The 22,059-nt window shown below is 41.4% G+C and carries 30 protein-coding genes; all 30 read right to left on the reverse strand.

From position 1 onward, the window contains the following. Nucleotides 1–29: 29 nt before the first annotated feature. Nucleotides 30–896 carry a CHAP domain-containing protein gene (locus HT732_RS10555; RefSeq protein WP_173254146.1) on the reverse strand — a complete coding sequence of 289 codons (867 nt, stop codon included), beginning with the start codon at nt 894–896 and terminating at the stop codon, nt 30–32. A 2-nt stretch (nt 897–898) separates the two neighbouring features. Then, the gene (locus HT732_RS04780; protein WP_173254147.1) at nt 899–1,228 is read right to left on the reverse strand and encodes a phage holin; all 330 of its coding nucleotides are present in this window, start codon (nt 1,226–1,228) and stop codon (nt 899–901) included. Nucleotides 1,229–1,232: 4 nt separating this feature from the next. Then, nucleotides 1,233–1,997 carry a hypothetical protein gene (locus HT732_RS04785; protein WP_173254148.1) on the reverse strand — a complete coding sequence of 255 codons (765 nt, stop codon included), beginning with the start codon at nt 1,995–1,997 and terminating at the stop codon, nt 1,233–1,235. Nucleotides 1,998–2,002: 5 nt separating this feature from the next. Further along, a complete protein-coding gene (locus HT732_RS04790) occupies nt 2,003–2,335 on the reverse strand; it encodes a hypothetical protein (RefSeq protein WP_173254149.1) in 333 nt (110 codons plus the stop codon). Between the two features lie 6 nt (nt 2,336–2,341). Beyond that, entirely contained in the window at nt 2,342–2,818 is a 477-nt protein-coding gene (locus HT732_RS04795; protein ID WP_173254150.1) for a hypothetical protein, read from the reverse strand. After that, nucleotides 2,808–3,269, reverse strand: coding sequence for a hypothetical protein (locus tag HT732_RS04800; protein ID WP_173254151.1), 462 nt, complete (start codon nt 3,267–3,269; stop codon nt 2,808–2,810). Before HT732_RS04800 ends, HT732_RS04795 begins: the two co-directional genes overlap by 11 nt. 9 nt (nt 3,270–3,278) lie before the next feature. Beyond that, on the reverse strand, nt 3,279–3,920 hold the full coding sequence (locus tag HT732_RS04805) for a hypothetical protein (protein ID WP_173254152.1): 642 nt from the start codon (nt 3,918–3,920) through the stop codon (nt 3,279–3,281). After that, a complete protein-coding gene (locus HT732_RS04810; protein ID WP_173254153.1) occupies nt 3,917–4,123 on the reverse strand; it encodes a hypothetical protein in 207 nt (68 codons plus the stop codon). Before HT732_RS04810 ends, HT732_RS04805 begins: the two co-directional genes overlap by 4 nt. Next, on the reverse strand, nt 4,116–5,597 hold the full coding sequence (locus tag HT732_RS04815) for a tail fiber domain-containing protein (protein WP_173254154.1): 1,482 nt from the start codon (nt 5,595–5,597) through the stop codon (nt 4,116–4,118). The genes HT732_RS04810 and HT732_RS04815 overlap by 8 nt, the downstream gene beginning before the upstream one ends. A gap of 3 nt (nt 5,598–5,600) precedes the next feature. Continuing rightward, on the reverse strand, nt 5,601–5,999 hold the full coding sequence (locus HT732_RS04820) for a hypothetical protein (protein WP_173254155.1): 399 nt from the start codon (nt 5,997–5,999) through the stop codon (nt 5,601–5,603). A 2-nt stretch (nt 6,000–6,001) separates the two neighbouring features. Next, on the reverse strand, nt 6,002–6,592 hold the full coding sequence (locus HT732_RS10495; RefSeq protein ID WP_173254156.1) for a collagen-like protein: 591 nt from the start codon (nt 6,590–6,592) through the stop codon (nt 6,002–6,004). Further along, complete coding sequence (locus tag HT732_RS10315) at nt 6,589–8,427, reverse strand: phage tail spike protein (RefSeq protein ID WP_240155834.1); 1,839 nt, start codon at nt 8,425–8,427, stop codon at nt 6,589–6,591. The genes HT732_RS10495 and HT732_RS10315 overlap by 4 nt, the downstream gene beginning before the upstream one ends. Continuing rightward, nucleotides 8,427–9,149 carry a phage tail protein gene (locus tag HT732_RS04835; protein WP_173254157.1) on the reverse strand — a complete coding sequence of 241 codons (723 nt, stop codon included), beginning with the start codon at nt 9,147–9,149 and terminating at the stop codon, nt 8,427–8,429. Before HT732_RS04835 ends, HT732_RS10315 begins: the two co-directional genes overlap by 1 nt. Beyond that, nucleotides 9,146–11,971 carry a phage tail tape measure protein gene (locus tag HT732_RS04840; protein ID WP_173254158.1) on the reverse strand — a complete coding sequence of 942 codons (2,826 nt, stop codon included), beginning with the start codon at nt 11,969–11,971 and terminating at the stop codon, nt 9,146–9,148. Before HT732_RS04840 ends, HT732_RS04835 begins: the two co-directional genes overlap by 4 nt. 276 nt (nt 11,972–12,247) lie before the next feature. Next, complete coding sequence (locus HT732_RS04845; RefSeq protein WP_173254159.1) at nt 12,248–12,667, reverse strand: hypothetical protein; 420 nt, start codon at nt 12,665–12,667, stop codon at nt 12,248–12,250. Between the two features lie 10 nt (nt 12,668–12,677). Further along, on the reverse strand, nt 12,678–13,259 hold the full coding sequence (locus HT732_RS04850) for a major tail protein (RefSeq protein WP_173254160.1): 582 nt from the start codon (nt 13,257–13,259) through the stop codon (nt 12,678–12,680). 11 nt (nt 13,260–13,270) lie between these two features. After that, the gene (locus tag HT732_RS04855; RefSeq protein ID WP_049543883.1) at nt 13,271–13,594 is read right to left on the reverse strand and encodes a hypothetical protein; all 324 of its coding nucleotides are present in this window, start codon (nt 13,592–13,594) and stop codon (nt 13,271–13,273) included. Then, entirely contained in the window at nt 13,591–13,950 is a 360-nt protein-coding gene (locus tag HT732_RS04860) for an HK97 gp10 family phage protein (protein WP_049543884.1), read from the reverse strand. Before HT732_RS04860 ends, HT732_RS04855 begins: the two co-directional genes overlap by 4 nt. Next, nucleotides 13,947–14,249: a phage head closure protein gene (locus HT732_RS04865; protein WP_033686235.1), complete on the reverse strand. Its 303-nt coding sequence runs from the start codon at nt 14,247–14,249 to the stop codon at nt 13,947–13,949. Before HT732_RS04865 ends, HT732_RS04860 begins: the two co-directional genes overlap by 4 nt. Before the next feature lie 3 nt (nt 14,250–14,252). Next, on the reverse strand, nt 14,253–14,504 hold the full coding sequence (locus HT732_RS04870) for a phage head-tail connector protein (RefSeq protein WP_173254161.1): 252 nt from the start codon (nt 14,502–14,504) through the stop codon (nt 14,253–14,255). 2 nt (nt 14,505–14,506) lie between these two features. Then, nucleotides 14,507–14,740 (reverse strand): hypothetical protein, encoded by a 234-nt coding sequence (locus tag HT732_RS04875; RefSeq protein ID WP_173254162.1) that lies wholly within the window; start codon nt 14,738–14,740, stop codon nt 14,507–14,509. A gap of 11 nt (nt 14,741–14,751) precedes the next feature. Beyond that, nucleotides 14,752–15,924: a phage major capsid protein gene (locus tag HT732_RS04880; protein ID WP_173254163.1), complete on the reverse strand. Its 1,173-nt coding sequence runs from the start codon at nt 15,922–15,924 to the stop codon at nt 14,752–14,754. After that, nucleotides 15,921–16,496: an HK97 family phage prohead protease gene (locus HT732_RS04885; protein ID WP_173254164.1), complete on the reverse strand. Its 576-nt coding sequence runs from the start codon at nt 16,494–16,496 to the stop codon at nt 15,921–15,923. Before HT732_RS04885 ends, HT732_RS04880 begins: the two co-directional genes overlap by 4 nt. Continuing rightward, complete coding sequence (locus HT732_RS04890; RefSeq protein WP_173254165.1) at nt 16,480–17,682, reverse strand: phage portal protein; 1,203 nt, start codon at nt 17,680–17,682, stop codon at nt 16,480–16,482. Before HT732_RS04890 ends, HT732_RS04885 begins: the two co-directional genes overlap by 17 nt. Before the next feature lie 21 nt (nt 17,683–17,703). After that, nucleotides 17,704–19,434 carry a terminase large subunit gene (locus HT732_RS04895; protein WP_173254166.1) on the reverse strand — a complete coding sequence of 577 codons (1,731 nt, stop codon included), beginning with the start codon at nt 19,432–19,434 and terminating at the stop codon, nt 17,704–17,706. Next, the gene (locus tag HT732_RS04900) at nt 19,427–19,819 is read right to left on the reverse strand and encodes a P27 family phage terminase small subunit (RefSeq protein ID WP_001118282.1); all 393 of its coding nucleotides are present in this window, start codon (nt 19,817–19,819) and stop codon (nt 19,427–19,429) included. The genes HT732_RS04895 and HT732_RS04900 overlap by 8 nt, the downstream gene beginning before the upstream one ends. A gap of 139 nt (nt 19,820–19,958) precedes the next feature. Continuing rightward, nucleotides 19,959–20,285 (reverse strand): HNH endonuclease, encoded by a 327-nt coding sequence (locus HT732_RS04905; protein ID WP_173254167.1) that lies wholly within the window; start codon nt 20,283–20,285, stop codon nt 19,959–19,961. A 116-nt stretch (nt 20,286–20,401) separates the two neighbouring features. After that, a complete protein-coding gene (locus HT732_RS04910; RefSeq protein ID WP_173254168.1) occupies nt 20,402–20,575 on the reverse strand; it encodes a hypothetical protein in 174 nt (57 codons plus the stop codon). 163 nt (nt 20,576–20,738) lie between these two features. Then, nucleotides 20,739–21,281 carry a site-specific integrase gene (locus HT732_RS04915; RefSeq protein WP_173249854.1) on the reverse strand — a complete coding sequence of 181 codons (543 nt, stop codon included), beginning with the start codon at nt 21,279–21,281 and terminating at the stop codon, nt 20,739–20,741. Between the two features lie 188 nt (nt 21,282–21,469). Then, entirely contained in the window at nt 21,470–21,871 is a 402-nt protein-coding gene (locus HT732_RS04920; protein ID WP_173254169.1) for a transcriptional regulator, read from the reverse strand. Nucleotides 21,872–22,059 lie beyond the last annotated feature (188 nt).

Below are 22,059 nucleotides of genomic sequence, written 5' to 3' on the forward strand. Positions count from 1 at the left end.
GAAAGTTTCCTTTCTATTTATTTTTAAGATTATTTAGTTGTAATCAAGCCATCTGGCTCTACTGTGAATTCTGGCTTATCTGCCAGTGTTCCGTCTGGTTTGATGTAGTACCAGCCTGTTCCGTCTGCTGACTGGACAAAGGCATTAGATACCATGTTTCCATTCTTACGGTCAAGATAGTACCAAGTCAGCTTATGTTTAATCCAACCAGTGACCATCTTACCTTCTTCGTCGAAGTAATACCAAGCGTTGTTGATACGAGCCCAGCCAGTGGCCATAGACCCTGAATCCGTGAACCAGTACCAAGCGTCTTTATAATTCAACCAGGTACTACGCTTCATGAAGCCTTTTTCATCGAAATAGTACCAAACATCATTGATCTTCTCCCATTTATTAGCTGGATATGAGCCGTCTTCACGAACCCACCACCAACCATATTGGTTCTGTTGCCAGCCAGTTTCAACTTCTTCAGGCGGTACGATATACCCAACGATTTCATCGACAGACCGCTCATTGTAGCGACAAGGGCCACCTACTTCCAAGTAGTCCCAGTTGCCATCGATGTTCTGCTCAATCGTCTTGATGGTAGAACCGTCTGAGTCTTCATAGACAAGTCCTGTATGCCCGTAGTTGACACCGTCGCCAGCCACATATGATTTCACGAAGAACCAACCTGCCTTTGGATAGTCAGCGTCATACACGACTTTCAGGCCTTGTGAACGTGCTGACTCAAGCAAGTCATAAGCGTTGCCCCATAACGTCACACCGTACCAATGACGTAGCCCATAACAAGGCACGTCGGCACACTGGAAGCCATAAGCTCCGTCGTTGTCCACTCCATCGCCAGCGTTGGCTTTATCGATGAAGAATTGAATCATTTCCTGTTTTTTAGACATATCTACTCCCTCCAAGCGTCATTCATCTGCTTCACTGCGGACTCCACAAAAGTATCCAAGTCCTTGTCGGTCATACTGATATTATATTTGGTTAGCTCATCACGGATTTTATCACGAGCTTGCTCTAGCTTTTCATCACCTTTAAAACCAGTCTCTTTAGCTACCTGCTCAACGGCATTAACTGCGTTCTTGGCTAGGATTTCAGCGATAATAACCGCTTTTTCTCCGCCTTTTTGAATGAGGTAGTCTTTAATTGATTTGACCGCAATCCCTGCAAGGATTGTTAAAATCCCTGTAGCGGATGCAAGAATAATTTCAGTAATTTGTGTCATATGTTTATCCTCCTATAGTTGGTAATGTTGTAGGCCACTCATCTTCTGTTAAATAAGAGAATGGGTTGACGTGATTTTCCTTCACGCCTAATTCACTAGTTAAAATCTTCAAGTTCAATCCACTTTTCTGATATTGTTTAGATATATATTCATAGTTGTACTGAATTATCACACAACCTGTCCCTTGTGCACCTTCTGAATTTTCCGCACCCGCTGTTTCGCTATAAATATCACTAGAAGTTTTAAATATAGTCTGAACTACATCATCAACAGGTTTAAAACCATCAATAGATAAATTATCATCTGACCCATAACTGCCAAGATATAATATTAAATTAGCGCTAGGACTAATAGTACTAGTGTTAATTTTAGGTTCAAATTTCACATGTACAACATCATTTATACGTCTTAAATACATCCTGTTTGTATAATTATCCCTGTCTTCTTGCCAACCTAACACCCAACCAGTGTCACCATGAATGACTTTCCAACCTTGATTTCCATCATCAGTAGTCTTAATCCATTTTAAAGCTCCGTTAGTTTTAGCTGTGTCGATGTAAGTCGCTCCTATTTCTGCACTTATACGCCCTTCTGGTGAGCCAGTACCACGGATTTCTTGCCCTACATTGTCTGGTAACGGTAGGGTGACATGATTGCCTCCAACGATGCCAAGGGTAATTCCTGTCAGTGTCAGCCTTGGCTCAGGCTTTTGGCTCAGCGCCTTGACGTCACGCCCAACTGTTTGGGCAAATTCCTCTAAATTACTCATACCACTCACGCTTTCGCTGCGTTATAGATTGCGACCAAATCAACATTGGCAATCTGGTCTACACGTCCACCAACTTCGGTAATTTTTCCAAGGAGTGCGCCACCAGCGTCATCGCCCATACTTGTGATTTTTTCCGCGATTTCTTTCAGTGTGTCAAGATTTTCAGGCGTTCCTTCACCCAAGATTTCAGCCTTAACCTCGGATTTAGCTTGAGTGACTGCCTGAGAGATAGCTTGCGTCATTGCTGAAGTTTCTACTTTAGTGCTGACGCTTTGCTTCACTTCCTTGATATCTGCTCCTACTGCTTGTGCAAATGCTGTTAATTTTGTTGTATCCATTTTGTGTTACACCTTTCCTAAATTGTAATAAAATAGTAGGTCTGGCAATTCCTGACCTACTGGGTTCTCGCCTACAGTTCTACCTGCAAGCTGTTTTTCGACTTCCTTTGCTATATCCAGCTCCTTTAAAGCATGGACTTCTTCTGTGACCAATTCTTTATCTGAAGCCACTATCTTGATATGCGTCGTTTTGTCGCTCGGGAATATATATCCGCCAACGCTAATCTCTAAGCGGTATTTTCCGATTGGCAAGATAGTGTCCAGATTAAAACTCACGCTTGAGTTTATGACAGTTGCCTCCTTCTTCCATTGGTACTTGCCCATGGTCAGACTAACTACCGCCACCTCCCCCTCAAGAGAGGGGACGGCTCGATAATCTTCGTCTAAAAGGACAAATCCAAAGGTAGAAGCCACATCACCCTGTTTGATGAGGTAACCGCCATCCACTTGAGCAAGATTGGTCGTATTGAGATTACAGACCATTCTGCGCCCCTTTCTCATCTTCGACTAAGATGTCGTCCCTGATTTGCAACGCCTCAAAATTGTTGTACAAGTGGTCAATGTAGCCATTACCACCCAAAGCCTTGTAGCTGTTGTGCATGTTTTCGACTACATAGAACTCATCTTTAGTTGTAAAACCACGACGGATAGCTCTACGAATGTCACGATCGAGGTGCGTCCTCATCGTTACAAGGTGCGCATCGTCATGTAGTTTTAGCTTTGCCTGTACTTCGTCAATTTTGGCGTTGTTCTCGTCAGTAGTAATCTGGACATCTTTGATTTGTTTCTTAACATCATTCAATTCTGAAATGATTTGGTCTGTCTGTTCCTTGGTCTTCTTCGGCATTTTATAGCCCAACCAAGCCACAACAATTGGTGTGGCAACTGGCAAAACGTTCATAAAAAAATGCTCTGTTGATTGTAAGACGTCCATAAAGCACCTCTATCCTTTAGGTTCGTACTTCCATGCTGCGCCTGTTCCGTCCATTTCAAGACGACCGTTACGGGCAAAATCGCTGACTGGTTCACCATTGTAAGTAAATTCCTTGTTCAACTGAACCAAGATACGCTTGCCTTCTCCGTCAACTTCAACGTGAGTTGGATCTTCGATGGTGATCAAGTCATGTGCTAAGTAATGCTTGCCAATTTCGGCTAGTGGAATGAGTTCAACCAATTCCTTGTAGTTGGTTCCATAAGCGATTGTCTTGCCTGCTACAGCATTTAAAACGACCGCATGGATGATTTTACCATAGCGGTCAGTTTCTTCTTGATTGTGCTTAACGGCTTGGTCTGTAGCCGTCTGCTTAGTTTCTGTCTCAGCCAGTTTCTGCTCAGCCTGTTCTAATTTAGCCAAAGTCTGCTCTAGTTTCGCTTGAGCAGTCACGATGGCATTTGTCGGGTCAAGTTCTGTTCTAATAAAGTCTAAAACTGCTTGAATCAGCACCTCTTCATTATCATTCGTGCGATTACCTGGCAATTCAACACGCTCATAGCTGTAGCGTCCAGGTTCTTCTTTCTCAATCGTTACAATTGTGACATTCTTCTCCCCTTTTAGAATAGGGCTTCCTGTTAATTTGTAAGTCATGTATTATTTCCTTTCATTTTAGCTTGCGTTTCGTCAAATAGTTCTTTGAGTGCTGGGTCGTATTCCAGTACGGCTTTAAAAGCCTGTAATTCGGCCAAAGTCAGCGTATAGTATGCCTCTAAATGCGCACTATTCAATTCGCCTTCTTTCAAGCGGTTAGCGAGCAACTCAGCGACTAGCTTGTCGATTGTGTTGTTATCCATGTGTGTTCTCCATTTCTTTGATTTTCTGGTCTAGTTCTTGGACAGCCTTCAGCAAGTAGGGGACAAATGCGGTGTAGTCGATGTGCAGATAGCCATCTGGATTCTCAGGGTCTCGTGAGATAACTTCTGGAACGATAGTCTCAGCCTCTTGTGCAATCAAACCAATTTCTTCATGCTTCTTGCTTTCGATGAAATCAAATGCGACCAAGTTTAGTCTGTTGATTTTATCCAAGGCTTTCACAGCTGTTTCTGTGATGTTTTCTTTCAATCGTCTGTCTGAAGATTTATCTATCCAGTGTTTAACAGTTCCATCTCCGACCTGATTCCACCATACCACCTTGTTTTGGTTTCCTTTACGGGGGCTTCCGCCATTTCCCAAAATATCTTGCTCGTACATATGGATTCCGTTTTTGAATGTTGGAGAGTTTTCAAAATAAGTCGTTCCATAAAAATTAGAACTTGATGTTTTGGAGAAATCCGTTTTACCGTGAAAGTCTGCTCCGTTTCTACAATACATATTCCCTGATGTTGTTACATACCAAGCATTAGGCCCAGGTCTATCCCAACTATAGCCCCAGTTAGCCCAAAAAGCAGTATTTTCACCGTTATAACTGCCACCTTCTCCGTTTCCCATGCCGACCGAGAATTGGTTGACACCAGAAATCCAGCGACCTCTTCCTTGATCAAAACGACCAATGGTGAAACCTCCAATTTCGCCTTGATAGGCTTGTAGGAAGGTTGAGCTAGATACAACTGACTCAATCTTGGTTGTGAAGATTTCCTTAGATGTCAGTTTGTCAATCAAGGCATCTCTAGCGGTCAGGTTCCGAATCAAGGCATCATCTACGCTAATTTTATCGCCTGTGATGGCACCTGCTTGGATATGGTCAGCAGTGACAGAACCAGCAGCCATTTTTCTAGCTGTTACAGCACCATCTACCAACATATCTGACTGTACTCGAACGTGCGGAGCGATGATATCAACCCCTCTCGGACTTGTGGAAATGGTAGAGGCTAACTGCTCACCAGTTAGAGTAGTAGAGCCGATGGTCACACCTTCCGATGTCACTTGAACCCTCGCACTGTTAGCAGCGTCTCGCACTTCCTGCCTGATTTCCTTAGCAGTCTGAGCGATAGCGCTCTTGACATTCGTATCAAAGAATTGAGTCAGCGCCCCTTGATTGTTCTGCTGGATTTTGCCCCAGAGAGTGCTGTTCGGGTCTCTCAATTCCAGTTCAATAGAACGCATATCCTTGAAGAGACCTGATAAGGTGCGTTGTGTGATAGTAGGTTCCACAAAATTGGTCGGAAAATCTCCCTGCTCCAGCTGAATATCCGTCAGCACCGTATCACCCACGCACCCCATATGATGAAGCTTTAGCAGTTCATCTCGTGTCCGTGGTTGAAATACCTTGTAATACCGTCCGTTATGCTCAAGAGCAGGCGAACGAACGTTTTGAATAGTAATATCCATGTGTTAGTCTCCTATTTTTCTATAGAATGGAATATCTATATAAGTGTATTCATGAGGTTTATTTCCACCTAATGGAACCCAGTTGTAGTAACCGTAAACATAATCGCTATTTTTTTCAAAAGATAGTTTTATTGAAAAGCTACCTTTTGATAGTACTGTTTTTACGAATGGATATTTCAGTCCATATTCTCTTGATTTTAAATAATAAATACCATTCACAAGAGTATTTAAATCATAATTATTTTTAAAATAAACAGTAATAGTTTTTTCATACTCGTTTTTTACCATGAAACAAGAAAATGTCCCAATTAATTCAAAACGAACTTTCTCCCAAACAAGCCTATCACCTACATACCGCTGGATGATTTCCTTGCCACCCACGTAAATTCCTTCTCTAGCCATAGTTACTCCTGCGTATAGATATCATAGATAGTATTACTATCCTTGTTAGCAATCGCGTCATATTGAGATCTTGTTCCAGCCCAATATTTCAGCGCTTGCCCGCTGTTTTGGTTGATGATATTTTGGCCTGGAGCTCCAGCTGGCCCCACTGGGCCACGTTCTCCTGTGGCACCTCTCGCGCCTGCTGGACCTGTGTTTCCTTGAGGTCCTCGTTGACCTTCTGGGCCTCTCGGTCCTACTGCGCCTGCTGGACCCGCTGGGCCTGTTGGTCCTGCCGGACCTCTCGCACCCTGTGGGCCTTGTGCACCCTTTAAGCCCTCTCTCTGTTGGCTTGTCAGGTTCTCGAATCGCATAACACCGTCCGCTCCTCGTGGTCCTGTTTCCCCACGTTCTCCACGGTCTCCTTTGGGACCAGTCAGATATTGAAGAGCTGAGAATCGGTCACGGCCATTTCCGACCTTAACCTTACTAGTGTCGCTCTCGATACCTAACTCTCCGTCATACAACACAAAGTCACTTCTTGCCCACTCACTAGCTGGCATCCGTTTATGTCGTACCCTGATAGGTACTACTTCAGGCGTTGTTTCCGTCATGTTCTACCTCCATCAAAAATAAAAGTTGGGTTTTCGCTCCAACTTCCCTCATATCTAGCATTTTGCCCATCAGCAACCGTCTTATAGACTGGCGCAAGTTCAATCCGTCTTGTCTGATTGTCAATCGTCACAGACTGCTCTACATTCTGATACCAGTCCCCTGAGAAGGTCAGACGATAGGCACCGTAGTAGACTGCCAAGACCTGCTCCTCTTTTTGGACAAGGTCTTTATCAATCGCTGGCATGACCGAATTAGCAGGCGCCAAATGAACGTGTCCACCGTAAAACGGTGTCTTATTGACCACCACAGTCACATCTGTTTTGCCGTAAGGTGTACAGGTTGCTGACCAACTGATAACGTATTTCTTACCAAGTTCAAAGCCCTCTCCGTTGTGACCGACCTCTACAAAATCCGTTCCGTAACTGATTTTCTTAGCCGTGCCACCATTCAAGCGGTTCTTGTTGTACTGGGTATTTCCGTCACCACCAATCAAACTAGCGTTGACCCTTGCAGTCTCACTGACCTGTTCCAGTTTCTTGCTCAGTTCAGCGATTGAGTCCGCACCACTCATCAGTTCCTCACGGATACGCTTCACGAACTCAGGACGTTCTTTCTCCATTTCTTCGTGGATTTTAGCGCCAAATTCTTCGGCCTTAGCCTTGTACTGCTCGATGGCATCCGTGATAGCTTTCTCACGCTTGGCAAATTCAGCGTCAAACGCACGGTCAGCGTTGGCAATCGCACGCTCCAGCATAATGTCAAATTGTGTTTCTTGCTTGTCCAAGATTGCGTTTGCTACTGCTGATACTCCACCACCATTCCCTCCTGATTTCACTTTATCATCAAAGGTAATGGTTAGATAAGCTCCCTGTCCATTGTTTGCCAAACAGTCATACTCGTAGGCAATGGCTTTCTTGTAAACGTCCACATTATGCTTATAACTTTTCAGGTTAACTGTATCGCCCATGTGGACAGTTTGCCCATCAAGTTCATAGGCTTCAATCTTAATCGCATCTGTAGCCTTATCTATGTGTTCGTTAGTAAATTTAGCACTAGCCCACTTTGTCAACTCCTCAACGGTCTGAATGTTGTTATTTGTATAACTTCTTTCGTTGATATAAGGATAAGCGCCAATTAAGGGACTATCAACCGTTATGGCAATCGTTGTATCTTCCTTGGCACCCTCTGCCTTAAATGTAGACTTAGCATGAATCCGAGTAACAACATTTTGTGAGTTTTTGGTTCGTTGATAGGATTTAAGGTTTTTGTGGGTAGAGATGATAACCCCCCTGTCCTCTCCTCGATTTCGCTTAATTGAGATAGCGAAATTATCCCGAACCATCTCTCCTTCCCACGTTCCCACAATTGAGTGAGCGCCATCCATTAACACGCTGTAGAGTGTTTCTACTTCTTTTGTGTTGATGGTTCTCCTGTCTGTGATATCACTGGTAAATGAAAAATCATTGATAGGAGACTTAGCGACTTGTACCAATTGAGAAAGAGCCTGCCAACAACTCTGCTTGTTGACAGACAGAGGATTGATAGACCGCTGCATGACGTCGTCAGTGATATGATAAGCAGTGATTTCTAAATGATCATCATTCTCTACTGGCTTTTTGATGCGGAACAACTGCGGACCAAGCACAGGCGCTGGTGCCTTAATCAACATATCCTCACGGAAAAGTTGATAAATCTCAGAGTCAGTAATAGGGTAGCGAAGAGTGAGGGTAAAATCCCCGTTCATTTGCTCTTTTATGATAGCTGAGGTCGCTTCATGCAGTGGAATACCGTTCCATTTAACATTACGAGTATCACTTTCAAGCAAATATAACATTACGCCCACCCCCATACGGTTTCAATCGTCATGGAACTGATACCAGCACCTAAGACAATCCCAACATCTTGTTTTTTAATGGGGTCAATCGTGATAAAATCCCCTGTCCACTTAATTCTGGAACCTGTCCCATCCAAGAAACTAGGATTGTTAGGGTTATTTATCATGATGGCTCTTCCAGATAGTCTCTCTAAGCGAATGACCTGCCTATCTACTGTGAAACTAACCTCAGTCGTACTCTGACCAGTCAAGGTAATTGTCGGAAAAGCCAAAGCAGAGCCTTTGGTTCTTAAAGTTCCACTTCTTGAAAAGATTTGATTGTCCGTGACTTTAAAAAACTTTGTAGGGTGACACTCAAATGTGACTTTGAGCGCATAGTACCCTGCACGGTTTCTAATAGTCTCAGAAATCTTTACCTTGTAACACCACATCTTGGTTGTTTTGACACGTTCGCTTTCAAGCCAAAAGTTCTCCCTAGCAAAGAGGGCCAAGAAACGGTTCAAGTCCTCTTCCTTTGGTTTGACTAAGTGAAGTGTGTAGGATTTCTCAACCATCCCTCTATGATGATTGGTTTGTAGGATGGCTCCACTAATTCCATCATGCTCCCATAGTTTTGTCTTGCTATTGGCAATCACGATGGATGGCGCTTCTTCTACAATGACATCAAAGGGAAAAGAGGAGGTTGCTACGCCATCAATTACCAATTCATTATGTTTGATCATGCAATTCCTCCTCTAAGTTGTGTTTTCCGTTGCAGTTCATCCGCAATCTTTTGAGCGACAACGTCAGCAATGCGATTGATATCCATCTCTTCACTGATGTTATTTCCGCTAATGCTGACATTGATAACAGGAGACATACCTCCCATTGTTTGGGCAATTCCACGACCAATAGCTCCTAAAGTTCGTTCGTTTAGTGGTAAGACAGCTTCGTTCCCAGCCTCCCCACCAACCATCAGGCTATTTCCGTTTGAACCGAAAACAGTCGGCTTGGTCAAGATACCGCCCTTGGCATACCACTCTACGCCAATACTTGGCAATCCATTACTCAACCAATCAACTGGGTTGAGAGAGCCTGTGATACTAAAGTGTGGTAGAGGGATGTGAGGCCATCTAAATTCAAAGTTAAAGAATCCCTTAATAGCTTCAATTGCACTACCGACCAAATCCTTAGCACCGTTAATGGCATTACCGATTGTATCTTTAATACCATTCCAAATACTGCTTGCGGTTGATTGAATACTATTCCAGATATTGCTAATCGTATCTCTTATGCCATTAAAGACACTTGAGACCGAACTTGAAATACCATCAAATATTCCTGAAAGAGTGGACTTGATGCCGTTCCAAACATTTGAAGCAACCGTTGAGATGGTGTTCCAGATGTTAGACAATACCTGCGCTATACCATTAAAGATAGTCCCAATGACGCTTGCAATCCCATTCCAGATTGTTTCTCCAACACTCTTAATGGTTTCCCAAGCGCCCGACCAGTCACCAGTAAGGATCTGCATCACTGCCTTGATAATGCCTAAAACAACGTTGATAGCTGTTTCAACTACCGTTTTAATCACTTCCCAAACTGTAGAAGTGATAATCTGAATATTGTTCCATGCTCCCTCTATAAGAGGACCTAAAACCGTCATAGCAGCACTGATAATAGCGGAAATGCCAGTCCAGACTGCGTCCGTAATAGAACGGATTAGCTCTTGGTTTTCAGTCCACCAAGTTACAACCGTTCCAAAAATACTCATGATGAAATTTGAAATTTCACCTACAACAGTATTGATGACAGATGAAATAGCCTCCCACACAACTGTGACGGCGTTACGAAATCCTTCATTCGTTTCCCATAAGTATTTTAAAATGACAACGACCGCTGCCACTGCGGCCGCTATTGCAGCTGCTGTCCCAATGATTGGTAAGGCGGCGGCAATCATGCCTCCTATTGAAAGTTCAAGAGCTGTTGCAGCTGCTTGTAAAGTTAGGAATATCGGTGCTATAACTCCTACAGCAGTAACAACTGTCCCTAAAATGACAACAAATTCTTTAATCGGGCCAGGCAAAGTACCAAACCAATCTGCCACACCTTTTATAATGTCTCCTAAAGCTTGAAACACAGGAATCAACATTTCCAAAAGAGGTTGACCTAATGCAGCCAAGGCATTAGTTCCAGATTGTTTTAGATTCCCCATGACGTTTTCTAAGCCGTCAGATTCTCTTGCAGCTTGACCAAGTGCTCCAGAAAGTTCATTTCCATCTTCAACCATTTGAAGCAAAGTCAATTGCTTTTGTGCTTCACTCAAATCCTTGAATGACTTACCATATAGTTTGTTTGCTGCCGCATTACGAGTTGTTTCTGTTGCAGATATCCCCAAAGCCGCATCGTTGGCAAAATTTCCTTTAAGAAATGATTGAAGGCTCTCAGTAACACTTTCAATAGATTTGTCGTAAAAAGCAGCACCATCTGCCGCTGCCTTAGTTGCCCTAGTAGATAAATCTAAGGCTTGAGCTGTATCTAAACCAGATGTTTTTGCAAAGGAGGCCATTTGGGTGAAACTTCCTTGTAATCGTTCTGGTACAATAGACATTTCTTTCCCAATATTATTAAGAGCCTCTCTAGCTTGACCTTCCATATCCCCAAAAACTGTACTAAATTGGGCATTACTTGCTTGCATTGAAGCAGCAGCTTCAATAGCTTCTTTCCCAACGTCAACAAGTTTTTCTGAAATATCACCCAATTTCTCACTAAACTGTTGGAGTAGTTCAGCTCTTGCAGCTTTAGCTATCTCACCCAAGCTTTCTTGTGCGCTATCCGCTACAGACTTAGTCCCCTTCATCTCATTGTTGAGATTGTTAAAAGCAGTCTTAGCTTGATTCAGCTCCGCTTCCATCTTGTTAGCTTCGGCTGAGTTTTCACCATATTCTTTTTTAGTGATTTCTAACTGCTTTTCAAGGTTTTCAATTTGACGAGCGACAATTTCGGACTGTGCACCAATCTTCTTTTCAGCCAATGCCAACTTGTCAGCTTCACTAGCGTTGGCACCCATCTGGCTTTCTTGCAGTTTAAATGAACTAACTACTTTTTCAGATTCACTAGCAAGCAATTTTTGCTCGTTCTGCAATTCTTTCAGTTGAGTTTGGTTATTCTTGGTTGCATTCCCATTACCCTCAAGAGCTTGATTGACACTAGCTAGTTTTCCCTCATATCCTTTTAGGAGATTTTGAGTCACTTCTACTTCACGCTGGAAAGCACGATACTGATCTGTGCCAATATCTCCTTTTTTAAACTGCTCCTCAACTTGAGATTGAGCTTGTCTTAAGGTTTCTAGTTTTTCCCGAGTGGTTCCAACTTGCTTCTGTAAGACTTCTTGTTTTTGGGTTAGTAAGGTAACATTCCCAGTATCAAACTTTAAAGCATTATCAATTTGTTTCAGCTCTTTTGTTGCGTTGGCGGACTCTTGATTGACACCTTTTAACGCTTTTTGTAAGGGCTGGGTATCGCCATCGATTTCAATTTTTATCCCTTTGATATTTCCTGCCATATTTCCTCCTTTCCTTAAAAATAAGGAGCGCTGAGAGGTTTTCTATGACCAGAACACTAGCCAACTAAAGGAACTTGTCCTCACAATCGCTCTCTCAGCACTCACTTTTTCTCTAAAATGCATCAAAATCAGCTTGGGTGGCCTTCCGACTACCTGTTTTATTTTCGCTACGCAAATTGACATAATCTGTCTGATAATCTAAAGCCATCCCAATAGAAATGTGCTTGAGATCATCTATAGATAAGCCAGTTTCCTTGCAACAAGATAGATAGGATTCTACCGTGAAGGCTTCTTCGCTTGCTGTTTCTGATGTGTCTGTTTCTTTTTTGTTTGCAGTACCGTATTCAACATTTCCATCATTAGCGGACAAACTTCGTCAAGAGGAAATTCTTCCATCTCCATGAAGAAATCATCAAACGGTTTAATTTTAGGATTGCCAGATTTAGCAAACACCCAAAATAGACGATAGAAAAAGGTAATGTCAAAATCTTCTAAAAGTGATAAATCGACACTTTCCGCTACCAAATCATTACCTTTTTTTAATTGGTTCAATTGAGCTACCAATTGCTTATTTTTCAAAAGCCCTAAAAGGTCCTTGAAAAAATCCTGCCCAAACTCGTTTTTGTAAGCAATTGGAGTATAGGCATTTGTTGCAAGCTCATAACGCTTATTGCTGATTTTAATACTTCGACGCATTATTTACTCCTTACCCTAGAGATGTTGGTTCATAAACGCTAGTAAACCAAGCGTCATACACTTCTTTCTTGTCTGCAGACGTAATCGAACGTTTCACGACGCTATCAAGAGGACGTGGTGAACCCTTAAAGCTAAGTTCGCGTTCATTGACAGTTGTTCCACTCTTAGTACCAGAGCCGTTTGATGGACGACTAGCAGAGCAGTAGTAGATAACGTAACGAGTCTTATTTTTATCTCCTGAAAATTCAAACATAATTGCAAACAGTTTAGTGGAAGCATCGCCTTTTTCAGTCAATACTCCTGTTTGTTCGTCCTTGATTTCTCCTAGGATTTTCGTCGCAAACTCTTCCGTGATATGCGGTACTTTCAATTTTCCTTCATACCCTTCATTTGAGTTCATGAAGTGGTAGTCCACGTCGTCTGCTTGGATTGCTTTCGATTCTCCTTTTGGCTCTAACTCCAAGTTCATAGCTCCAGGGAAACGGAAAATTTGCCCGTAGCTAATGACTTTTGTCTCACTGTTGATACTTTCGATTGGTGCGATATGCACGTTTTTCAATCCATAGGTTACTGTATTTTCTGTTTTTGTCATCTTCTTCTCCTTTAGTACAAATAAACAGTATAAGGCTTGACAGATAGCCTTTCTGTTGGGATATAGCTTTCTTCTGATACCTCAAAAACAAGTTGATGTTTAGACAACAACTCTTCCAAGGATTCTTCCAAATCTTCGTCTTTACGTTCAAAGATAAGCTCTACAGTCACAGATTTAATCTGGTATTTCTGTTCGTCGTCTGCTCTCTTGATATCTGGATGTGATTCAAAGTAGATAAGGTAAGGTGTTTGAGGAACGTGTCCATTTTCAAACGCACGATAGGCTATAGGTAGATTCGCTTGACTTAGAATATCGACAAGGTCAGATAATTTCATTTTTGGATAGCCTCCTTTACTTTCCTTTCAAAGGAATTGATTAGCTTTTCTTCTACAGGTTTGATGTGAGGGATAGCACGACTGCGTCCTCCATTTCTTAAGACATGGTCATTTTCAAGCAGGTGTGTCAATTGGTAGCTTGTAGCATTATGGATTACGTATGAGCCTTTGGCGTTTTTCTTGAGGCGCCATCCTCTCGCATACTTCCCTTTATTCTTTGGACTTGTCACCTTCAAAGTCACAACAGCTTCATCACCTAATTCTTGCGCAATAGCGTCAATCTCGTCTTCCAACTCACTAGAATACTCGCTCAGTGCTTTAGCGATTTCTGCTGAAAGGTCACCTGTTACACTCATGGCAATTCCTCCATCAAGGTCAGTTCCAGAATCTCTAAGCCAATCGGAAATGTTTTGAGAATACGATACCGTTTCCCATTAAATTCCGCTTCTTCCTCGTTGTTATACTCAAAGCTATGAATATCAAGGATAAGACTTGGTCTAAGTCCAACCTGGCTAGCCTGATAAAATTCAGAACGAGTAATGGAACGCTTACGACACAAAATAGTCAATCGCTTTTCCTCAAATAGAGGCTGGTGCAATTTATCTAATCCTGTTTTAACCCTTGAGATCAATGTAATCTCATTGTTCCATGCCATGATTTACCTCAATTTCAAATTATGCAACCGCCATAAAAGGTGGCGTGGCATGTCCACGCCACCCTCATAGCGAAAGGCTGCATAATCAACTACAAACATTTGGTGTTCAGCATTTTCTGATTCAAGCGAAACCCCCAAATTTTCTTCCAGTTCAGTTATGACAGCTTCAATGATTTTTTCCAAAGGCTTATCACGTAGTTTTGTTGCTATACCCAATTTTAGTTTTAGTAATTCTAATAATTGAGACTTGTCCATAACTACTCCTCATCTTCCTCTTCAGGTTCCTGAGGTTCTGTTTCTCCTTCGGAAATATCGACATCATCGATTTTAGTCAAGAAAATAGATCCTGCACTATTTGACCCATCTAACAACTCTTGAATGAAGGCCTTGGTGCTCTTATATTCTGTTCGGGGATAAATATCCCCGATTTGATATTCATATTGTTGAGGGTCTCTTAAATCCTTAAAAGGACGGATTACTTGATAAGTCATCAGCTACCTCCTTACCCTACAGCGTCAGTGTATGTTCCGAAGAACCCAGCTTCATCATCTACTTTCTTGATATCCAAACGGATGAAAAGCCCAAGCAATTGTCCGTAGATGTCATTGTTCACCCATTTAACGGATACTTGAGCACGGTCAAACTCTTTGACGAATTCAGTGACATCACCGATGAAGAATTTCATATCTCCTTCATCTCCAAACACTGTATCATCAACTTTGTAGATTGTTTTCCCACCAAATGAATAGCCAGTAGGTGAAGCTACATCGGTTTGAAGCATGTAGCGCCCATCTTTGTCCTTCACCTTGTCAAGTGCGGCAAACATTGACTTAGTTACAACAATGCTTGCTTTATAAATTGATTTAAGCTTCTTATTGTAGATGTCTTTAATACCATCAAATCCAGCCGCATCTGCTTGGGTAGCTTTTTTGAGGACAGCTGCAACTAATGACAATTCAGTGTTTTCACCTTGATTAAACACTTCGTCTTCAACAATGGACATGATGTCATAGTCAGCGTCGTCAATCATTTCTTGTGACACAGGGACATATCCACGGTAAGTCTTGATTGAATAATCAATCTCGCTGATTGCTGGTTTTCCAAGTTCTGGATTTGATTTCAATTCCTCTGTTGAAACCATTACACCATCCGTTTTCTTGATAAGTGGATATTTACCAGATCCATTGTTAACTTTCACACGTTCCACAAGATCCAAAAGTGGATTACGTGTTTTATTGACAAAATGAGGTTTCAAAACTTCAGTAGGAATCAGAGCTGCGCTTCCTGAATCAGTAGTTTTCAAACCTGTGATGTCACGAGTTTGACCAGTACGAATGTATTTAGCGATTGCGTCACGTTGTTCCAATTTCTGTCCTCCACGCTTTTCTTTACTTGGGTAAGTCGGTGCTTTACGATTTTGCTCCTCGATTTGTTTTTCCAACTCGTCGATTTCTTTTTCTAGCTGCACTTTTTCAGCTTCTTTTTCTTCAATTTCCTTTTGAAGATCATCCACAGTCTTTTCAACTGCTGAAACTTCTTCATCAGTTTCAGCACGATCCAACTTTTCTAACTCAACAACCGAACGTTTGTTCAATTCTTCGATAGTTTCTTCCAACTCAACTACCTTAGTTGCTTTTGCTCGCATACGAGCACCAAAGATTAATGCCTTATTCATAGCTTAAATTTCTCCTTAATTTCTTTCTTGCGCTTGTCTAGCGCTTCACGATTCGCACGGCTCTGACTTTCGAAGTCTTTTTGTCGTGCAGCAATTTCCGTTTGCGGATAGGCTGGGAAAGTACATGGACTCACTTCAAAGATTTCTAGTTCTAAGACAGTATCCAGATACGAGCCATCTTCACGTTCCTCTGTTTCGATTTTTATCGGGAAAAAGCCAAAGCTACATCCGATAACATCTCCACGCTTGACACGGGCATAGGCTCCAACAGCTTGAGGATCATCCTTGTTAATGATGATGTCTCCAAAAAGACCAACATCATCAACACCCAGTGTCAGAGTTCCGTTACCTGTTCGACCGAGAACAAGACTATCATCGTGGTTAAATAAAGCTCTGATATCAGCGTCTTTGATAGCTTTCTCAACCCCGACACGCTTAATAACTTCACAGTAGCCTGGCCACAATTCCGTCTCCTCGTCAAACTTGATAAAGTAGCCACTCAAAATCAAATCACCAGAGTCTTCTTCTCGCGTTTGAAATTGAGTGGCACGATAACTATTCCGTTTCTGCATTCTCTTCCTCACCTCCTTTCAATTTATTTTGATCTCCTATCTTCTCTTGAGGGATAAAGTTCTCAAGGACAATCAACTCTTCCATCTCAGGATCAGGAGCCATACCAAGCCAATCTCTCCACTCATTACGACGCATTGCAGTACTGTTTGTCATTTGACGTGCAACCTCAGACAACTCTGTAATGTTGTAAGAGAAGAGTGAGCGAGGATTTAGCTTGAAGTAACGATTACTAGACAAAAGTAAGTCTCTGGTTAGTGTTTGAGTAATAGTGGTAGCGATACTCATGACAGTCGTATTTACAAAGTTGTTATACTCTGTCTTGTTGAACTCTCCCACGCCCAAAATAAAAGCAGGTACTCCTAATAGACCTGCAACTGTTCTTTTATCTAATTCCACAGACTCGTTTAAAGCGATGTCCGTTAGACTAAGCGGCTTTACCTGTTGAATGTCCAGCAATGCCTCTGGAACAATCCATGGAGCGCCGACCCTGCTAGTACTTAAATACTTCTCAGCGATACGCTCACGCCCTTGCTCCGAGTCTAGTTCAGCACTAGACGAGTCAACCTTGACGATAAGACTAGGAATGTTCTTACCGTTCATGAAGCTTTTTTTAGTCTTAGTAGCCATGTTCAAACTTTGAACCACATCTGTCAACGTCACCCTAAAACCAGTGCCAATATATGGAATATCTGGATCTGGATTGATGACAAAGTGGACTACTTCATCAGGGGAATACACTTCACCCCTAAATGAGATCACATAGGAATCCTTATCTGTTTGGAACGAAACCTCTCTCATCGGAAATGGTCTTAGATTAGAAATATAATCCGTAACAGGTTCATATTCCACATGTAGGACAGAGTTCCCATCGCCATACAGAAGCAAATCACGCACAATCTTGAAAATCCATGACTTCCTTGTCATGTGTTCGCATGGATTGATGTCAATCTTTCTAGCCAGTCCGTCACGAATTCTGATATCACCTTTATCCGTGTTTTCCATCAGATGGATGGTCATATTAGAGACCAAATCAGCAATCTTATTAACCGCTGTCACCACATCTGGATTTCTGGCCAAAGGTACATACGAATCCATCAGGTTTGACAACCCTAAATCTGAATGACTCAGCATGTTAATTGTCTTACTTGGCTTGTTTCGTTTCCAAAACTTTTCAAAAATACCCATGTTTCCTCACCTCCTTTCTCTCTAATCAAAGAATCTCATCACATCGCCACCCTTGCCAAGATTAGCAAGAGCCTGTATACAAGCAAAGACGCTGGCATCAAACAAGTCAATCCTTGCAGTACCACCGTCTCCGTCTAATTTTTCATATTGCACAGCGTCATCCACCTTTTCAATCGCTCTAACATTGCTCACACAGTATTCATAAGCGTCAGAATGAAGATAATAAAATTCCTTGTTCTTGACTTTGAACTCAATCCGTCTGAACCCCTCAGATTTCAGATAGAATAACTGAGGCTGGTCAATCATCTTAAACTTAGCCTTTTTCATCTTGGCCAAAAACTCACGACCAAACTTCCTATCCATTCCCACAGCTTGGATTTTAAATCCACGCTCACGCATACTGATGAACCATTTGACGATATCATCATATAGAACGGTAGGAGTATTACTCATCGTCAGCCAGCCATCAGACTGCCAACCAAAAAGTGGAATCCCATCATCGTTAGCCTTCTTCTGAGCATTAATCCGAGGAAAGAAAGCATGTGTGATACAGATATCAACGTCTTTATCACCATCATTATAGACACCGTAAAGAGCAGCTGCTGTTAAGTCATGTAATCTTGACAAGTCCGCACCACCATACCAACGAATAGGCAAACGTGCCAGCTCTTCTAAACTCCAATCGTAGCAACTATCCGACGCAATGAACTCATCAGGATTAAAATAAGCGTTCATAGAGTTAGTGAAGATATTCAAGGTCTTATTGAAAAACTCATTTCTTGTCTGTGGATCGTTCATAGCCTGCTCAGCTTCTTCCTTGAGAGCCTTGAGCGAAACCGTGACACCCCATGACGGATTAGCCATCTTGAGGGTGTTCTCGTCCAGATAGTCCACTACATCCCCATCAGCAGATTGATTAGCCTTACAGATGAAGATGAAAAATGAATCATCAGTGACTAATTGCTTGAGTACCTTTTGACAGTATTTCAGACGGTTAGCAAGGAACCCAGTAGGAATATCCCCAGCTGTAGAGATAACAAAAAGCATACTATTACGGTATGCTGACATTGTTTTTTTCATAAGACCATGTTTCTTACTGTTTCGCATGGTATGAGCCTCGTCCAAGATGATAACATTCCCATTCAAAGAGTCCAAGCGACTCTCATCATTAGCCAGTGCCTGGATAAAGAAAGAACCTTCATCACCAAAGTTAGCAGTAATAGAGTGTTCCTGGTTATTATCCTTGATACGAATGTTCTTATCATTCCATCGTTCAACGTTGAACCTTAAAAAACCAAAAGCTTCCATCGCTTGCTTGACTGAGTTAGCAACGATATAGCATTTCGAACCGCTATCCGTGTCCAGAATCTGATAAGCAAGTGCAATTGCAGCAGTAAACGAGGTCTTTCCATTCTTCCGAGCAAGCATGATAAGCGCTTCTTTGAACCTGCGCTCATTCGTACCCTTGTAGTAAAAACCAAACAGGTTCACAACTACAAAGTGTTGCCATGGTTGCAAGAGTAATGGCTTGTTGCGGATAGACACCGCAAACATATCATCGCCCTGCTGATGGACTATCGTGTTTTCGATGAAGTGAACAACGAAATCAACGATATCCTTATCCATTTCAAACTCAGGATTTTCAAGATCACGCAAGAAACGTTCAGCTGCAAGAATGTTCTCTTCGCAATGTTCTTCTCGGTGAGTTAAGACGTGTTGAGCGTATTCTTTTGCTTTATCAAGATTACCCATTGCCAGTCACTCGCTTCTTCTTGATTTCGTTCTTGAACTTCAGGACCTCAGTAAGAACTGACTCACCCTCTTGTTCTACTACCTCACCGAGCGACTTAGGATTCATCATCAACTGATTAGAGTAGCTGAGGATGTCTTTCCTCAAAATTTCCATAGCTGTCAAGATTGGAACTTTGCGCTCATTTTCAGCACCAGCCTTATTGACGTAGGTGTCTGTTACTGGATAACCCATGTCAGCATAATCTTGAGCAAGTTTCTGATACTGATAGAGCATTCCTGCAAAAATATCAATGATCATTTCGAACTCTTTACGATAAGTACCCAAGTCTTTCATCTGCTTGACCACTTTTGACTTAATCGACTTTGCTGTAATTGGTTTAGCCAAAAACTACCTCCTTCCGTCAAAATCGCTTAGTTTTTACCCCCTTTTTGTTTGAAGGCCCCCGACTTGGAAAAAGTTCCCTTCACCGGTTCCCAGAGGCTTCGAAAAAATTTTTTGAAGTGGGGGGGATAAAAAATTTTTTTCATTTTTCATTTTTATTTTTGAAAAAATCTAAAAATTCTTTTTTTCTTTTCTTCTGCCAATAGGTTCCATTTCCGATTATCTTATCGTTGTTGCGGTCATGAAACGTATTGTGTTTACGGTTAGTCAGTGGCAAACAATTCCAAGATACATACTCCAACTCTGGATACTCAGACACTGGGTAAATATGATGAACCATTTCAGCTGGAACTGACTGCCCATATCTTAGACTTTCTTGGCAAAGGTAATCGTGTTGTCTCATGATCTTGTCACGGAACTTGTACCACTTCCTTGTCTTCAAGCTCTGTCTGACTGGTTTGTTGTACATGATATATACTCCTTTGCAAAACAAAAGGACAGGCTCTTGGCCTATCCCATCTCATACAAGAAATCTATGCTACCATAATAAACCTTTTTTTGTGAGACTTCAAGATGTCTTTTGTCTCATCTTTTGTCTACAAAATCATATACGAGAGCTCCAATAAATACTAAAGGCAGAAACAGAAAAATCAATCCATGTTTAAATATTTTCCCTATATCTTCTTTTGTCCAATCGAAAACAATTTTCAAAAACATCAATGCGATAAAATAACAAACTAAATATCCTATGAGTAACATATACCTCTCCTTCAACTATACAAATTTTATCCCTCACTTTCACATATCTTATATTTTGTTAAACTCACTCTAAATCTCAAACCCTTACTAATCATAGGTTTTAAAGAGTTTCATTTTTTCACTTTATGCTTAACTCATTATGTGAAAGTAATATCTAAAAAAATTAAATGACAAAGTTCCGTAGTGCATCATCAAGCTCTGCTTGCTCTATCCCTATGTATCTCAGGGTGATTGCAGGCGATGAGTGATTGAACATTTTCTGTAATGTCCCTACGTCCTTTGTCTTGTTATAATATTTATAACCAAACGTTTTTCGCATTGTATGTGTTCCAACATTATCAATGCCAAGTTCTTCAGCAGCCTCATGAATAATTTGATAGGCTCTCTCACGAGTGATTGCTTTATTTTTCCCTTGCCTACTCTTGAATAAGAAATGATGAAATGGTTTGTCTTCGACATATCTTCTCATTTCTTTCTTGAGTTCTTTTGTCATCCGTCTTGTTATCTGCTTGCCAGTCTTCCGTTCTCTCAGCTTGATGTGCCATCCCTGGACATCTTTAACTTTCAAAGTGAGGATATCTCCAACTCTCAATCCAGTATTCAGACCTGTGATGAATAGCATATAATACATCTCATTCCATTCTCTGAGATAATCTTTCATAGCTTGTATATCATCGTTCTCTTTTATCGGTGATACAAATTCCATAACTGCCTCCTTTCTACAAAACAAAAAGCCAGCTGGTCGCTGACTCATGATGTTCCTCTGTTAAACAACTTTTCTGGAAAAAATAGGATGACTCCAACATGTGATTTGTGTTTTGTTTTCAGAAGTTCATGCTATCATAATAAACTGTTTTTCATGAGAATTCAAGAGGTGTTTTGTCTCAATCTTATTTACAACTCACCTTTCAAAATAGCGTACTGTTCTAAGATAATCCTTCTACGTCGATAGATTGTAGCTTTGCTCATGAATTTCTGTTCTGCTATTTCTTCCCATCTCAATTGAGGATATCTCCAGCGCAGATTAAAGATTTCCTTATCTTCATCAACTAGATTGATCAGGAGTTTGTTAATAATCCCTTTAAATCCTTCAAGGAATTTTAAGGTCGGATCATCCGCGATTCTGATTGCGATAGTTTCGGTAGGTTTGCTTATTCCTACAGTAGGCCCATTTTGGGCATCTGGATTTCTGGTTTCTAACTCTAACCTTCTTAAGTCTATTGTGCGTTGAATGTTTTGAAATTTGAAAAGTTCTCTGTCTAACGTTTTGAGTTCTTCGTCGCTCAATTTTTTCAATTTCCACCTCCGAGTTTAAAAAAAATGTAAACAAGTTATCAAACATTTGAGAGAAAGCCTTGTAAATGTTAGAAAATGCCTGGTTAATCATTTTAGCTATAACTTCAATTTCTTCAGGACTTAATTTCCGTAGTTGTTTGTCTAATTCTTCTTGCTTTTCTTGTATCTGCCGTTTAGCTATCTTCTTC

The sequence above is a fragment of the Streptococcus sp. 5346 genome, from assembly GCF_013277455.1.
Taxonomy (GTDB): domain Bacteria; phylum Bacillota; class Bacilli; order Lactobacillales; family Streptococcaceae; genus Streptococcus.